This is a genomic window from Rhodococcus sp. P4_E4, from assembly GCF_056401575.1.
In genome coordinates, this window is record NZ_JBFUJB010000013.1 from 1 (window position 1) to 13,298 (window position 13,298).

The window sequence follows — 13,298 nt, forward strand, 5'->3', positions numbered from 1 at the left end:
TCCGGACTTTCGTGGTCCGGACTTTCGTGGTCGTCGCTTCCACTCCGGACGCGGCCGCCAACAGTAGGTCGATACAGCGAGGGAGCGCTTCGTCCGGCATTCCCTTCGGTGGTGATTCGCAGAACGCCACGATCAGCACGGCGTGCTCGAAGGAGCAGTCCCCGTCATCGAACCGGGCCGCCACCGCCGGAAAAGGCCGTAGCGCTGCACCGAGGGCGGCGATCTTCTTCCCGTCCCGGACCTGCAGCATCGTGTTCGCCGCCAACCAGCAACCCACCCCGCGGCTGGCAATCACCTGATCATCCGGCCGCAACGACAACTCGTCCACCACCGCCACCCGCACCGCCTCGAGACGAAGAATCTCCGCGCTCGCCGACACCGCAGCCGCACGCAACTCAGAAGCAGGTAACTGCCACAGCCGTCCACGCAACCCCACCGCAGAACCAGACACCACATCCGACAACAAGACGCTCATTGAATCCCCCGATCCCCACCTCTAACAATACTCGAACATCAGTTCGAGTCAAGAGGTTATGTGAGGGCGCGAATGAGTGGAGTGGGGTCCGCGACTACGAACAAATGGCCGCCCCCGCTGACCTCTTCGAAGCGAGAGTGGGGGATCATCGAGTGGGCCCAGCGGGCAACTTCGATGGGTACGTTCCTGTCATCGGTTCCGTGCAGGAAAACCGTTGGTACCGAGATGGATTGAAGCAACCCTGGCATCTCGTGGCGATACCGAGCCAAGTCGACAACCCCTGCGGATCCGCCCTGTGCGATCCCTTCGGATGAATCCAATTGGAGAGCAGGGCGATGCGACTCGTCGGTCATGACGGCCTGATCGGCGGCCGGCCAGATCGAGACGGAGTCGCTGCGCAACTTGGAGAACACTCCGGTTCCCGCAAGCATTGCGCCAGCCATGCGGGGAGCCCAGTTGGCGGCAAAGTACAGCGCGGATACCAGTTTTATCCTGCGCCGCAAAGTATCTCGTGGGGCTCCGGGAATCATGGCGCACGCCAGCACCAATTTCGAGACTCGTTCGGGTACGGCCGCAGCGACTGCGAGCGCGTAACCGCCGCCTCCGGAGAAGCCCATCAGTGCGGCCGAGTCCAACTCGAGATGATCGATCAGAGTGACGTAGTCGTCGTCCCAGGAATGAAATCCCTTGTCCGTGTGTGGATCTGTGCGACCGAAGCCGGGGCGATCGGGGACGATCAGCCGTAGACCCGCCGTCGCAGCCGCGTTGTCGAGCGAGAGCCCCTCGTATCGGCTGCCAGGTGATCCATGAACCACGACTACCGGCCGGCCAGTCGGATCGCCGTACTCGCAGAACGCGATACGGCGCCCCGAGGTGCCACGAATTTCGGTTGTCGTCACGCTACTTGTCATGTTGTGCTTCCTCGCTGCGCGATCGACGCCACGCCATCCAGAATGAGCGTGACTCCGAATTCGAACCTTCGGGCGGGATCGTGATGAAGCGCGAACACCGATGCCTCGCGTCGATCGGCGGGTGCACTGTCGAAAGCTCCGCGTCCCAATTGAATTGCGACGTGTCCGGTCACGAAATCATGCACGGCGCCGTATGCGTAAGTGGCCTGTTCGTCATCGAGGCCGGCCTGCGAAAGTGCTCGCACGACTCGGTGGGCGGTATCGTCGGCACCGGGTGCTTCCAGCGATGCCTGCCGATGGGCTTCCAGAACGAGGGGATGCCTCATCAGAAGGTCATGTAGACCGTAGGCGAACGTGTGGGCAACCCCGCGCCAGTCGGTCGGCCAGTCGATCGACGAGACGGCTTCTCCCACGAGGGTGGAAATCAGGTCTCGCCTCAGCGCGTCGATGCCGCCGGTAGTGCGGTGGACGGACATCGGCGATATGCCCAGTCGCTCGGCGAGCACTCGAAATGAGACCGCGTCCAGGCCGTCCGTATCGGCGATCTCGGCCGCAGCATCGAGTATCTGTCTGTGACTCAATGCTTTTGGTCGACCGGCCCTTGCAGAGCCGGCGGATTCGGATACCATGCTGACAACAATAGCGATACGCGTATCGAAATTACAAGTGTCGATTGACCTACAAGGAGTGCTGCCCGATGACTGATCTCCATCAATTGTCCGCTGTCGAACTCGCCGGTGTGATCGCCGCGAAGCAGGTCTCGATCCCCGAGGTGGCCCGGTACTTCGTCGATCGTGCGACCACTTCCGATGACGTGGGTGCATTCACGACGATCGCCGGGGAACATGCGATCGAACTCGCCGAGCAGGCCCAGTGCAGGTTGGACGAGCGGGACGCCGGACCGCTTCCGCGCCTGTTCGGCGTCCCGACGGCTATCAAGGACCTCGACGCGACTCGCGGCATCCGCACGACCTTCGGATCGGCGCTCTTTCGGGACTTCGTGCCGGACGCCGATGACGAGATCGTCGAGGCGATCCGAGAAGGTGGTCTGATCGATATCGGCAAGACGACGGTGCCCGAGTTCGGGGCAGCGTGTTACACCGAGCCGGAAGTTGCTCCGCCCGCGCGCAGTCCGTTCGATCGCACACGAAGTGCTGCCGGTAGCAGTGGTGGCGCCGCGGCCGCCGTTGGCGCTGGTCTGGTGCCGTTTGCTCAGGGAAGTGACACCGCCGGGTCGTTGCGTTCACCGGCAAGTACGTGCGGAGTCGTGGGCCTCAAGCCGAGTCGCGGTCTGATCACGATGGGGGTGGCAGGTCACGACAACTTCGGTTTTGCGAGCAAGGGGCCGATCGCCCGAACGGTTCGCGATACCGCTGCACTGCTGGATGTTCTGGCGACGCGACCTGGCGCCGGGACGATTCACCCGCCCCGGCCGAAGTCGTTCGAAGAGTTTGTCGTCCAGGCAGAAGGATCGCACTCTCGCCCCCTGGCCGTCGCCCTCGCTCATGGCTCGGTATCCGGCGGCACGGTGGACCCACGAGTCTCCGAGGCGGTATCGAGGGTGGGCGTCGTTCTCGAGAGCCTGGGACACAACGTGTTCGAACGACCTCAGGTCCGAGACGACGCCTTCGTCGATGCCTTCACCACGATGTTCTCGTCTTTGGCCGGCACCAAGCCCATTCCCGAAGAGTACGAACACCTTCTCCGTCCGATAGTGCAGCACTTACGTGTTCGAGCGAACGAAGTGCCGTCGGGCGATCTGGCCGCGGCAATCGGAGTTGTTCAGGCATGGGCGCGGCGGTGGAGCCTGGATTACGCCGACGCCGATCTTGTTGTCACCCCGACGGTGACAACACCGCCGTTGGCAGTCGGTGAGCTACGTAATGACGAAGACCCCGCGACCGAACTGATCGACATGGTCGCTTTCACGGGAAACACCATCGTCGCCAACGCAACTGGATTCCCGTCGATCAGCTTGCCACTCGGTTGGACGGAAGACGGTGTTCCACTCGGCGTGATGATCTCGGCGAAATGGGGTTGCGACGCAGAATTGCTCTCTGCCGCTGCAATGCTGGAGAACGCGATGCCGTGGAAGGATCGATACCGATTCGACCGCGCAACCGTGCTCTAACCCGGGAGCGACGTCCGCCCGCCGGCCGATGCAAACCCCAACCACGTGTGGCGGTTACCCCACCAACACCACCCGACTTTCGGGGCGTTGCGGTTGTCTTTGCCGTCCCGGCCGGTTCCGTTGCTGATCCACACAGCCGGGGTTCTGGTGTCGAAAGATCCGTCAGGCTTACGCAATCGGGAGCCGATCGTCATGAAGCACTTTCCGCGTTCGAGGACGTCGGGGCGCTGCAACAGCCAGTGAATGCCTTCGGTGAGGGTCAGCGGCGTACGGTCGGCATCAACGATCGCGGGAAGTGCTTCGTCCGGGCTCCAATTGGCCAGGTGATCCCCGCGGTCGACTTCACCGAGCAGATACATCGCGGTATCAGGCAACGCGGCCGGCTCGGTAGGAGCGAACAGATCGACGTCGGCCATGTCGACGACAATGAAGCCCCGCTTGTTCTTGTGCTCGAGCAGGGGAGTCAAAATGGAAGCTGGAGCGAGTTTTTCGTGCACGGTAAGCAGTCCCACCTCACCTTGTCCGGCTGCGGCGGCTGCCCTGACGTCGCCGGCAGAAAGCCCGGCCATCTCGTGTACCCCGAGTTCGATCAATCGTTCGGCCTGCTGATCGATGGGCGGGAGGTCGAAGTGCATACCTGCGATCCTACCGATCGTGAGCAGGCCGATCGGTGGGATCGGCGGTGAGGGAAGTCGGCCACGAGACGCCCAACGCGCGCATGATGAACGGGACGGTGGTCGCCACGACAGTGTCCACTCGGTCGCCGGCCATGAGCATCGGGCGACGGCTTTCCACGCAGGCGAGGATGAGTTGCGCGGACGCGGCAGCATCGGAATCGACAAAGACGCCGGCGTCGACACCTTCCTGGACGAGCTGTTCTACCAGAACCGACAGCGGGACAATATGTTCGAGGAAACTTTCGCGATCTTGCGCAGACAGCAATTCGACCAACGCGATTCCCGTGAATCGCTGCAGTGAGAACTCGACGAGCGTCAGTTTGACGAGGATTTCGATTCGGTCGACAGGATTCTCGCGATCCGCGAGTTCACGCTCGGCCAGGAGCAGGAATCTGTCCATCTCCCGGGTGGACCAGGCAAGCAGTAACGCAGATTTGTCGGGGAAGTAGTTGTACACCGCGGTCCGTGAGACACCGGCTGCCTGGGCCACAGTCTGCAGCTTCACGTTTTGCCAGCCCTGCTCGTGAAGTTCGCGAATGAACGCGTCCAACATGGCTTCTCGGGTCGCGATCTTGTGTTCTGCGGTTGTCGCGCCACCGGTCAGCTTCGGCATGGTCGATCCTCCTGTGTCTGATTCATGGTCACGGGGAGGTCGAACAGATCCGCAACAAGGCGTGGATCACCCTGCCACATCGAGACGGGTACAAGCATCATCTGCTGCGCGATCGAGCGTACGGATCGGCAGACTTCCTGCGCCTCGGCGGCGGTGAGCGTCGTGCGTTTGCGCAATCGCTCCATCTCCGCGGCAGTCAGATCGGTGATCCATTCTTCGGCTGCAAGTGAGAGAGGTGAATCCGGTGTCACGGCCGATCCAACTCGGCACTGGAGAACCTCGAAGTCATCACGGACAGCATGATGACGGCGACGACCGAAACGGCGTGTGCACCCGCCAGCCAGAGCGACTCGGGTGCATGTTTGTGGAGGGTCGGCGCCATCAGCATGGCCATGAGGAGGGCGAGACCCGACAACATCGCGGGGCCGTCGGGTCGGCCGACAAGCAGGCTGACCAGGAGAACGAGCGCGACAACGCTGCAGGCCACGTCTACAGGCGGGTACGTGGTCGGGACGATTCCGTGGACGGTGTCGGTTAGGTTCAGCCCGATCGACACCAATTGTGCGAGGCCCGTCGCGCCGGCCAGCCAGGCCGTCCACCGCAGTCCGTGAAGACCGGCTTTCCGCACCACGGTCAGAGGCTCCTCCGAAGATCCCCATGCTGCGGACGTCGGTGTTGTCACGGGCCTTCTCCTTTTTATGACGAGGTGTCGTCATAAAGTATCAGCGCTGGAAAAGTGGGTTTCCGAGGGTAGGTAATTGGCTAGTCCTGAGGAGACAGACACGGCAATATCAACAGTTGAATATCCGACGAGGCGAACTGCGGGAGGTGGCTCGATGACGACCCCTGTCCGCACGGATCGGCCCTCGTCGAAACAGAGTTGGTTGGCGCGCGCGGCATTTGCTGCGCTGGTTCTTGCCGTCGTGGTGCTCCTGATTTTCGCCGGACTGAAAACCTTGACCATGCTGATCCTGGGGATCGGTGGGGTGGTCGTGTGCGTCGTAGCGGTGTACTGGTTTCTGACCACCCGCGGATTCCTCCGCTGGATCTCGTTGGCTGTGGCGGTTCTGACGCCGATCGTGGTGCTCGCCTTCCTGATCCGAGAACGCCTCTTGTGGGTGGTGCTGCTCTCGATCGGATTGTTCGTCATAGCCGGTATCTGCGCCCGCGCCGCTTTGGAGGGGGAGGAGAAGGAACTGCCGGTGGTCGAGCGACCGGCGCCGCCGCCCGCCAAACCGTTCTTCGTGATGAATCCGAACTCCGGCGGTGGCAAGGTCGAGAAGTTCGACTTGAAACGCAAGGCCGAGGAACGAGGGGCCACGGTCGTACTGCTCGAGGGGCCGGAGAAGATCGACGTGACGGCCTTGGCCAGGCAGGCGGTCGCGGACGGCGCCGACCTACTCGGTGTTGCCGGTGGCGACGGAACTCAGGCGTTGGTTGCCGCTGTCGCGGCCGAACACGATCTGCCCTTCCTGGTCGTCAGCGCCGGGACGCGCAATCACTTCGCCGCGGATCTGGGTCTCGACCTCGACGATCCGTCACGGTGCCTCGACGCTCTTGTCGACGGCGTCGAGGTGACGGTGGATCTGGGTAATGTCGGCGGTCGAACCTTCGTCAACAACGCATCGTTCGGGGCATACGCCGAAGTTGTCCAGAGTCCGGAGTACCGCGACGCCAAAACCAGCACCTTCCTGCAGAAACTCCCGGATCTGCTCGCCGGACGCGCCGGAGCGGTGCTGACCGCGCGCTCCCCGAGCGTGTCCGCGGTGGGTCCACAGGCGGTTCTGGTCAGCAACGGACCGTACGAGATGAACGACTTGGCGGGGCTCGGTCATCGCCCGCGATTGGACCGGGGCACTCTCGGGATCGTGGCGATCTCCGTCGGCAGCGCCCGTCAGGCCGTCGGGTTACTCCATCGGGCGCATCAACGAGGCCTGGCTCAGGGCACCGGATTCGAGGTGATCATCGACGCCGACACCGACGAGATTCCGGTCGGCGTCGACGGTGAGGCTCTGGTGATGCCGACTCCCGTCAGGTGCACGGTCAGCCCGCAGGCACTGAGAGTCAGAGTCCCCCGAGACCGTCCGGGCGTCCGTAGGCCCAGGCATGCCTGGGATCTGGTCCGATTGCGAGAGTTGGCTAAGTTCACGAAATCCGGCGCATGACCTGGCGATAGCCTTGCATGACTGCCAGCAGAGTGAATCCGGCAAACATGTCCGATTTGCACCGGATGCTGGCAGCATTGAGGGCCGGTACGGATCCTCGAGGAGCAATCGAATGACGATCACACCCAGCGAAGCGCCGGTAGTCGAGACAACGTACGGGCCGGTTCGTGGATCCACGGAAGGTGCGGTATCGAGTTGGAAGGGGATCCGCTACGCGGCACCTCCGGTCGGGTCGTTGCGTTTCCGCGCACCCGTTCCGCCACAGCCGTGGACCGAGATTCAAGACGCAACAGAATTCGGTCCGTGTGAACCGCAAAGTCGACTTGCGATGATCCCGCTCGGTGAGAACGTTCCGATGGATGAAGACTGCCTGTTTCTCAACGTATGGGCGCCGGGCCCCGTCGGCTCTGATGAGCCGGGTAAACCGGTCATGGTCTGGATTCACGGCGGTGCGTACTTTCGCGGAGCATCCAGCCAACCACTTTTCGACGCAACCACATTGGCTGAGAACGGTGACGTTGTCGTCGTCTCGATCAACTACCGCATCGGTGTGTTCGGCTTCGTCGATTTCTCGTCCTTCAACTCGGAAGAACACACCTTCGAACCCAATGTCGCTCTCCGCGACATGATTGCAGCGCTGCAATGGGTTCAAGGCAACATCGCGGCCTTCGGTGGTGATCCGAATCGGGTGACGTTGTTCGGCGAGTCGGCAGGTGGCGGCGCTGTGACGACGCTGATGACCGTGCCGTCCGCCCGTGGCCTGTTTCATCGCGCTATCGCCGAGAGTTCCCCCGCCACTTCGGTGTACGGGAGTGAACGTGGCGAGATCGTCGCGAAGCTGTTTCTGGAGATCTTCAGCGGCGGTGGCGATCTGGGTCTATTGCGGTCCACGTCTGCCGAAGACATGATCGGGCCGTCAGACGAACTGTTTGCTCGCGTCCCTCAGGAGACGCCCGGCACTTTGGCGTTCGCGCCGATCGTCGACGGTGATCTGCTCCCTGATTACCCGGTGCGCGCGTTCCGTCACGGCAGTGCACACCCGATTCCGCTGATCATCGGAACCAACAAAGACGAATCTTCGCTCTTCCGGATGATGAAATCGCCGTTGATGCCGATCGATCCCGTCGTGATCACGTCGATGTTCGCGGAGATCGCCGACGAGCACCCTGGGCTCGAGCTACCCGATCATTCGCAGATCGAAGGCGCGTATTCGGGGCTGTCCAAGCTGGGCGCTGGTCTCGGGCTGACCCGTGACTTCGGATTTCGTTTGCCCACGCTGTGGATTGCCGAGGCGCACAGCAAGATTGCACCGACCTGGTTGTACCGATTCGACTACGCGCCGCCGATGCTCAAGGCGCTGAAAATTGGTGCGACCCACGGGACCGAACTTGCCTACGTCTTCGGCAACATCAATCACGGAGCGCGGGACATCACCTACAAATTGGGTGGGCTGAGCGCGGCGCGTCACGTGTCAGAGCGCATGCAGGCTAGGTGGCTGGATTTCGCCAGAGCTGCAGGTGATTACGGCACCGGAGCCGATCGTGAACTGGGTGCGGACCCGGGGTGGCCCACTTACGACACCGACACACGCTCGACACTGTTGATCGACAAGCACGATGCCGTCGTCGCTGATCTGGATTGCGAGATCCGGGAGGCGTGGGGTGACACGGTGATTGCATTCACCTGATGGTTCCGGTCTACTGCAGTGTGGCGAGATAGTGCGAGACGGGTCCCGCTGTGAGCATTCCGCTTCCGGCGCCGGCAATTTCGGCGGCGGCAGGTAAGAGCGCCGCTCGAGCACGCTCCTTGACTCGACTGTCGCCGACTGCAGTTGCCGCCGCGGCAGTCAGGCACCACAGTGCCTCGGAGAGTAGGTCTTTGGGCGGGTCCGGCAATGCCTCGACGGCCTTCGCTGCTTCGTTCGCCTGCCCCTGTGCGATGAGCAGGTGTGGCCGGGCCCAGGGTTCGTACGGGCCCCACTGCGTAGCCGGGTCGAAAATTGCCGGCAGTCCCCGCCACACGCGGAGGGCGAGAATTGCGAGAGGGAGTATGCCGTCCTCGAGACCCGGCATACCGGAACCGGAAAGGTTCACCGCCGCAGCTTCGTACAGCTTCTCGCAGTGCGCCGCTTCCGCGCCGGTAGTGGCCGTTCGCATAGCGCGAAACCAGGTGGTGAACACCGCTGCCAACGGCCGTTCGTGACGTCCGGCCAATCGATCAACTGTCTCGGCGTGTAGCTCGGCTGCGTCGAATTGCCCCAGTGCGCCGAGCGCTTGCATACGGATGAGATGGCCGAGAATCTCGAAGGTGGACAGTCCGTGTCGAGCGGAGAGGTCGACCAGTTCACGGCCGATGCCGTCGCGCTCGGAGGCCAGACCGGTAGTCCAGAACGTCTGCATGAACAATCCGTTCAGAGCGAAAGCCAGGAGACCTGGATCGTCGAGAGCGCGACTGATCTGCACTGCAGCGCGGGCACATTCGAGCCCGCGCTGACCGGACAGTCCGCGCGATTCGAGTGCAATTGTCGCCAACAGTCTGGCCCGAGCGGGTTCGTTGCCGACCGGAAGTCGATCGAGGGTGCGCTGAGCGGCCGCGACGATCTGTGCAGCCTGCCGAGGATCGTCGGATCGTGTCCAGATTCCGGGCACGTCGTAGTTGCCGATGATCCGTGCGGTGAGTTCGACATCGTCCAATTGTTCAGCGGCACCGATGATTGTCAGTCGTTGGTTTCGGGCAGTCTCGAGTCCGCTTCCGCCCGTAACTGCCAAACTTCGGAGCAGGCCGACGGTTGACTCCAATCTCGATTTCGATCCTGCCGCTACGGTCCGGTCGTACGCTGCCGAAACATGAGTGAAGATCTGTTCTGCCGCTACAGGATCCAGGTGGTTTTCGCGGCGGAGAATGTCCGACTCGAGGTCGGTCAGTCGTGGCCCGGGGTCGATGCCCAACTCTTCGGCGAGTAGCTCGCGTGCGCGACGTAGGACTGCCAGAGCATCGCCTTGACGGTTGGAGCGGTACAGCGCGAGAGCGAGTAGTCGCCAACCATCCTCGCGCCAAGGGTGTTCCATGACGTGGGCGTCCAGATCGGGAATCGCTTCGGCAGTTCGCCCGAGATCGAGTTGCGCGGATGCGAAGCGTTCTACGGCAGTCAGACGCAGTTCCTCGAGGCGTGACCGCTCCGATCGAGCCCACGGTTCTTCGGCGAACTCCGCGTAGGCCGGCCCTCTCCACAGTTGGAGCGCGGTTCGGAGCAGTTCGAGTGATTGCGCCGGCGTCGAATCGGCGGCTTCACGTACCAGTCTTTCGAATTCCCAAGCGTCGACCGCGTCGGGTGCAGCACGAAAGGCGTAGCCAGGGCCTTCGGTGACAATGACTTTCGGCTTCGTTCGCGGGGCACGATCCGGTTCGAGCGCGCGCCTCAGTGCGGAAACGAACGTACGTATTGCACTGGTCGCCCCGGCCGGAGGATCGACCCAGAAGTCGTCGACAATCACGTCCACCGGAACAACACGTCCTCGGGCAATGATCAGACGAGCGAGAACCGCTCGGTGTCGCGGGCCCTTCAGATCGATCAACCCTGACGAATTGTTCCACGCGACCACGGGTCCGAGAACTCCGAAAAATGTGTGGTCTCGCATTTCCCCACGTTATCGCGCTCATCGAATGCTCATCGACCACGGCGAGGCTGATTGCCATCACCCCGACAAACGAGAGCGACCGATGACGATCACCATTCCAGGCTTCGACTATCAGCAGATTTCCACAACAGACGGGGTGCGGCTCAACGTCGCGGTCGGCGGAAGCGGAACACCACTCGTCCTTCTGCACGGCTTCCCTCAGACTCACCTCATGTGGCGTCACGTAGCCACTGCCTTGGCGTCGGATCACACTGTCATCTGCCCGGATCTCCGCGGATACGGAGCCAGCGACAAACCGGTCGAGGAAAACCCGGACACCTACTCCAAAAGAACAATGGCTGCCGACATTGTCGAGGTGGCGAAGAAGCTGGGACACGAGAAGTTCGCCCTCGTCGGCCACGATCGTGGTGCGCTGGTTGCCGTCAGAGCTGGGCTGGACCACCCGGATGTGATCACACAGCTCGGTTCGCTGGACGTGCTCCCGACCTTGGATATGTGGGACATCCTGCACGGATCGAATGCTGCTGTGGCGTTCCATCTCTATCTCATGGCTCAGCCACCTGGTCTTCCCGAGCAGATGATCAGCGCCAGCGCCGACGCGTTCTTCGAGCACTTTCTCGACGTGTGGACGCAGAACCGCGAAGCGATTCCGGCAGACGTGCGGGCGGAATACCTGCGCGCCTCACGGGAGGCGGTGCCGTCGATCGTTGCCGATTACCGGGCGTCGGCAGGCATCGACATCGAACACGATCAGGTCGATCGGGATGCTGGCAACCAACTGCACATGCCGGTCACGGTCATTCAGCAGGACTGGGGTTCGATGCTCGGCTACGACGCCGAGGCCCTGTGGAAAGCGTGGGCGCCCGATCTCGAGCACCGCACGCTGTCCGCAGGTCACTTCATGGCGGAAGAGGCGCCTGCCGAAGTGGTCGAGGCGATCCGGACCCTACTCGAGAGGTAGTTTTGACGCTTCTCGGCTGTCGAGGTACTGGCGAGCGCATCACGTGCGTCGCGAATGGACGAGGGGGATCGATGGGTTTCTCGCTGCACTTCATGCGTATGACGAAGGACGTGCAACTCGATGTTGATCGGGCGGCGGTCGCCGCTTTCCTCGATCAGCACGGGCTGCGCGTGGTCGAGAGCCCGTACGGAGGCGAGATCGTCGACCGTGACGACAGGGCATTGACGATCGACGGGGCCTTCTCCGACCTTCATCTCGACTCGCTCGAGCAGAGCGATCCACTCAGTGGTGGAATCTTCCACGCGACGCTGTCGCCTGCCGAGTGCGCGTTCGTCTACGACCTCTGCGCGGCCGCTGGGTTCCTGATCGTCAACCCTCAGGGTGACCCGACGTTTCTCGTTCCCCAGCGCAATCACGAGCCCGACGACGTTTCCGAGTTGGAGGACGTCGTCTGGGTCGAAAGCGCCGAGGAACTGGCGCGGGCGCTCACCGGTGGTTTCCAAGCGTTCCGCGAGTTTCGGGACCGCGTGACAGGACGAGCCGCCGGTGCCGAATGATCGGGGCCCCGTCGGGTTGACGAAGGTCGGATTCTACCGCTTGACCCCGGCCGCCAAGTCGTCGACCAGGACCTTGGCGGTCAATGCGTATCCCGCGGCCGTGTAGTAGTCGAACGGAATCACGCGACCGGCCTGTGCGGCGGGCAAGCGCTGCCACGTCGGCGAGGTGTACACGCTGCCGGAGGCGCTGCGATCCAAGGCGAAGATGACGTCGGCTTCTTCGAGACGGTTGAACTGCTCCGACCCGAGCATCACGCGAAGGTCGGGGCCTTCACGGAGCACCTCGAACCCGAGGTCCTCGGCGACGGCGGTGCGGAAATCGTTCTGGAACCACGCGATCTGATCCTCGGCGGCGGCGACGAAGGCAACCTTCTTGCCGGCCATCAGCGGTTCGACGGTCGGGCGGACCTGAGCTACATGGGCGTCGTACTCGGCGAGTACTTCTTCGGCGCGATCGCTGCGCCCGATGCCGGTGAGGAAGTCCGACATGACTTTGCGCCACTCGGGGGTGAAGTCCTTGCCGACGGGCAGGACCGGTGCGATCTGCTGCATCCGGTCGTTGCCGTACGACCCGGTGTCCCACCAGCCGGCGCTGAGGACGAGAAGGTCCGCGCCGAGGGTCGAGATGTATTCGAAGTTGGGATCCGAAGCACCTTCGGCGAAAATCTCGACACCGGTGGCATCCGGGACCTCGCGGCGAAGGTGTTCGGCGGCGCCGGTCGGGTAGGCGGTCACCGGGTACCCCGCAAGGATCGACAATTCGAGGCCGTCGCGTGGATCGAGGGCAACGACGTTCTGGGGGTCCGTCGGAATGATCAGCTTCTCGTCGCCGCGTGTGAACTCGAAGGTCTCCGCGTTATCGGGCGTCGAACTTTCCGTGCTGCTGCAGGCGGCGAGAAACGCGGCTGCAGCGACGCCCGCGCCGACGCCGAAGAAACCGCGCCGCGTCAGGTTGTCCACGATCGCCCAGTAGTCGCGATCGGTCGTGGAGGGAGAAAGAAGTCGAGTCATGTTTGTTAGGTTAGCCTTAGGGGCTGCCTTCGGGAATGGCGAAACAGCTCCCATGAGCGCCAAGAAATACGGCGAACACGCCAGCGCGCAGAGTGTTGTCGGCGTCACCGGCCCGCCTGAATCACAACCCACTTTCGACCTTTGACGTGCATGACGTCA

14 protein-coding genes are annotated in these 13,298 nt (G+C 62.7%); 5 read left to right on the plus strand and 9 right to left on the minus strand.

Features of this window, described 5'->3' with window-relative positions; all coding sequences use genetic code 11:
• The 3 genes from AC1DVN_RS15855 to AC1DVN_RS15865 form a co-directional block, all read right to left on the minus strand.
• Positions 1 to 475: DUF222 domain-containing protein (locus AC1DVN_RS15855; protein ID WP_477994015.1), on the minus strand; the 475-nt coding region annotated here is incomplete at its 3' end.
• Between the two features lie 56 nt (positions 476 to 531).
• Positions 532 to 1,386 (minus strand): alpha/beta fold hydrolase, encoded by an 855-nt coding sequence (locus AC1DVN_RS15860; protein WP_070795460.1) that lies wholly within the window; start codon positions 1,384 to 1,386, stop codon positions 532 to 534.
• Positions 1,383 to 2,015, minus strand: coding sequence for a TetR/AcrR family transcriptional regulator (locus AC1DVN_RS15865; RefSeq protein WP_264613544.1), 633 nt, complete (start codon positions 2,013 to 2,015; stop codon positions 1,383 to 1,385). Before AC1DVN_RS15865 ends, AC1DVN_RS15860 begins: the two co-directional genes overlap by 4 nt.
• Before the next feature lie 68 nt (positions 2,016 to 2,083).
• Here AC1DVN_RS15865 and AC1DVN_RS15870 point away from each other — a divergent pair, with 68 nt between their 5' ends.
• Entirely contained in the window at positions 2,084 to 3,517 is a 1,434-nt protein-coding gene (locus AC1DVN_RS15870) for an amidase (RefSeq protein ID WP_477994016.1), read from the plus strand.
• Here the strand turns inward: AC1DVN_RS15870 and AC1DVN_RS15875 are convergent.
• From AC1DVN_RS15875 to AC1DVN_RS15890, 4 genes are read right to left on the minus strand one after another with little or no spacing between them, the layout of a single operon-like run.
• On the minus strand, positions 3,514 to 4,152 hold the full coding sequence (locus AC1DVN_RS15875) for a DUF5701 family protein (RefSeq protein WP_020909607.1): 639 nt from the start codon (positions 4,150 to 4,152) through the stop codon (positions 3,514 to 3,516). The two genes, AC1DVN_RS15870 and AC1DVN_RS15875, sit on opposite strands and share 4 nt — an antisense overlap.
• Before the next feature lie 10 nt (positions 4,153 to 4,162).
• Positions 4,163 to 4,807, minus strand: a complete 645-nt coding sequence (locus AC1DVN_RS15880; protein WP_020909606.1) for a TetR/AcrR family transcriptional regulator — start codon at positions 4,805 to 4,807, stop codon at positions 4,163 to 4,165.
• Complete coding sequence (locus AC1DVN_RS15885; protein ID WP_019745914.1) at positions 4,795 to 5,058, minus strand: hypothetical protein; 264 nt, start codon at positions 5,056 to 5,058, stop codon at positions 4,795 to 4,797. Before AC1DVN_RS15885 ends, AC1DVN_RS15880 begins: the two co-directional genes overlap by 13 nt.
• The gene (locus tag AC1DVN_RS15890; RefSeq protein ID WP_031331451.1) at positions 5,055 to 5,489 is read right to left on the minus strand and encodes a hypothetical protein; all 435 of its coding nucleotides are present in this window, start codon (positions 5,487 to 5,489) and stop codon (positions 5,055 to 5,057) included. The genes AC1DVN_RS15885 and AC1DVN_RS15890 overlap by 4 nt, the downstream gene beginning before the upstream one ends.
• Before the next feature lie 154 nt (positions 5,490 to 5,643).
• Between AC1DVN_RS15890 and AC1DVN_RS15895 the strand changes: the two genes are divergently transcribed.
• A complete protein-coding gene (locus AC1DVN_RS15895) occupies positions 5,644 to 6,972 on the plus strand; it encodes a diacylglycerol/lipid kinase family protein (protein WP_020909604.1) in 1,329 nt (442 codons plus the stop codon).
• A 112-nt stretch (positions 6,973 to 7,084) separates the two neighbouring features.
• Complete coding sequence (locus AC1DVN_RS15900; protein ID WP_477845998.1) at positions 7,085 to 8,659, plus strand: carboxylesterase/lipase family protein; 1,575 nt, start codon at positions 7,085 to 7,087, stop codon at positions 8,657 to 8,659.
• A gap of 10 nt (positions 8,660 to 8,669) precedes the next feature.
• Here the strand turns inward: AC1DVN_RS15900 and AC1DVN_RS15905 are convergent, their stop codons facing one another.
• Positions 8,670 to 10,610 (minus strand): BTAD domain-containing putative transcriptional regulator, encoded by a 1,941-nt coding sequence (locus tag AC1DVN_RS15905; RefSeq protein ID WP_477845999.1) that lies wholly within the window; start codon positions 10,608 to 10,610, stop codon positions 8,670 to 8,672.
• Positions 10,611 to 10,692: 82 nt separating this feature from the next.
• On the opposite strand from AC1DVN_RS15905, the gene AC1DVN_RS15910 reads away from it, so the two are divergent.
• Positions 10,693 to 11,571, plus strand: a complete 879-nt coding sequence (locus AC1DVN_RS15910) for an alpha/beta fold hydrolase (protein WP_477846000.1) — start codon at positions 10,693 to 10,695, stop codon at positions 11,569 to 11,571.
• 71 nt (positions 11,572 to 11,642) lie between these two features.
• Positions 11,643 to 12,128, plus strand: coding sequence for a hypothetical protein (locus AC1DVN_RS15915; protein WP_020971240.1), 486 nt, complete (start codon positions 11,643 to 11,645; stop codon positions 12,126 to 12,128).
• A 33-nt stretch (positions 12,129 to 12,161) separates the two neighbouring features.
• Here the strand turns inward: AC1DVN_RS15915 and AC1DVN_RS15920 are convergent, their stop codons facing one another.
• The gene (locus AC1DVN_RS15920; RefSeq protein ID WP_477994017.1) at positions 12,162 to 13,139 is read right to left on the minus strand and encodes an ABC transporter substrate-binding protein; all 978 of its coding nucleotides are present in this window, start codon (positions 13,137 to 13,139) and stop codon (positions 12,162 to 12,164) included.
• Positions 13,140 to 13,298: the final 159 nt, after the last annotated feature.

Excerpts from the sequence above, each read along its gene's own strand:
- AC1DVN_RS15900 (WP_477845998.1), top strand. The coding sequence starts at position 7,085 with ATGACGATCACACCCAGCGAAGCGCCGGTAGTCGAGACAACGTACGGG.
- AC1DVN_RS15875 (WP_020909607.1), bottom strand. The coding sequence starts at position 4,152 with ATGCACTTCGACCTCCCGCCCATCGATCAGCAGGCCGAACGATTGATC.
- AC1DVN_RS15865 (WP_264613544.1), bottom strand. The coding sequence starts at position 2,015 with ATGGTATCCGAATCCGCCGGCTCTGCAAGGGCCGGTCGACCAAAAGCA.
- AC1DVN_RS15920 (WP_477994017.1), bottom strand. The coding sequence starts at position 13,139 with ATGACTCGACTTCTTTCTCCCTCCACGACCGATCGCGACTACTGGGCG.
- AC1DVN_RS15905 (WP_477845999.1), bottom strand. The coding sequence starts at position 10,610 with ATGCGAGACCACACATTTTTCGGAGTTCTCGGACCCGTGGTCGCGTGG.
- AC1DVN_RS15860 (WP_070795460.1), bottom strand. The coding sequence starts at position 1,386 with ATGACAAGTAGCGTGACGACAACCGAAATTCGTGGCACCTCGGGGCGC.
- AC1DVN_RS15910 (WP_477846000.1), top strand. The coding sequence starts at position 10,693 with ATGACGATCACCATTCCAGGCTTCGACTATCAGCAGATTTCCACAACA.
- AC1DVN_RS15870 (WP_477994016.1), top strand. The coding sequence starts at position 2,084 with ATGACTGATCTCCATCAATTGTCCGCTGTCGAACTCGCCGGTGTGATC.
- AC1DVN_RS15915 (WP_020971240.1), top strand. The coding sequence starts at position 11,643 with ATGGGTTTCTCGCTGCACTTCATGCGTATGACGAAGGACGTGCAACTC.
- AC1DVN_RS15895 (WP_020909604.1), top strand. The coding sequence starts at position 5,644 with ATGACGACCCCTGTCCGCACGGATCGGCCCTCGTCGAAACAGAGTTGG.
- AC1DVN_RS15880 (WP_020909606.1), bottom strand. The coding sequence starts at position 4,807 with ATGCCGAAGCTGACCGGTGGCGCGACAACCGCAGAACACAAGATCGCG.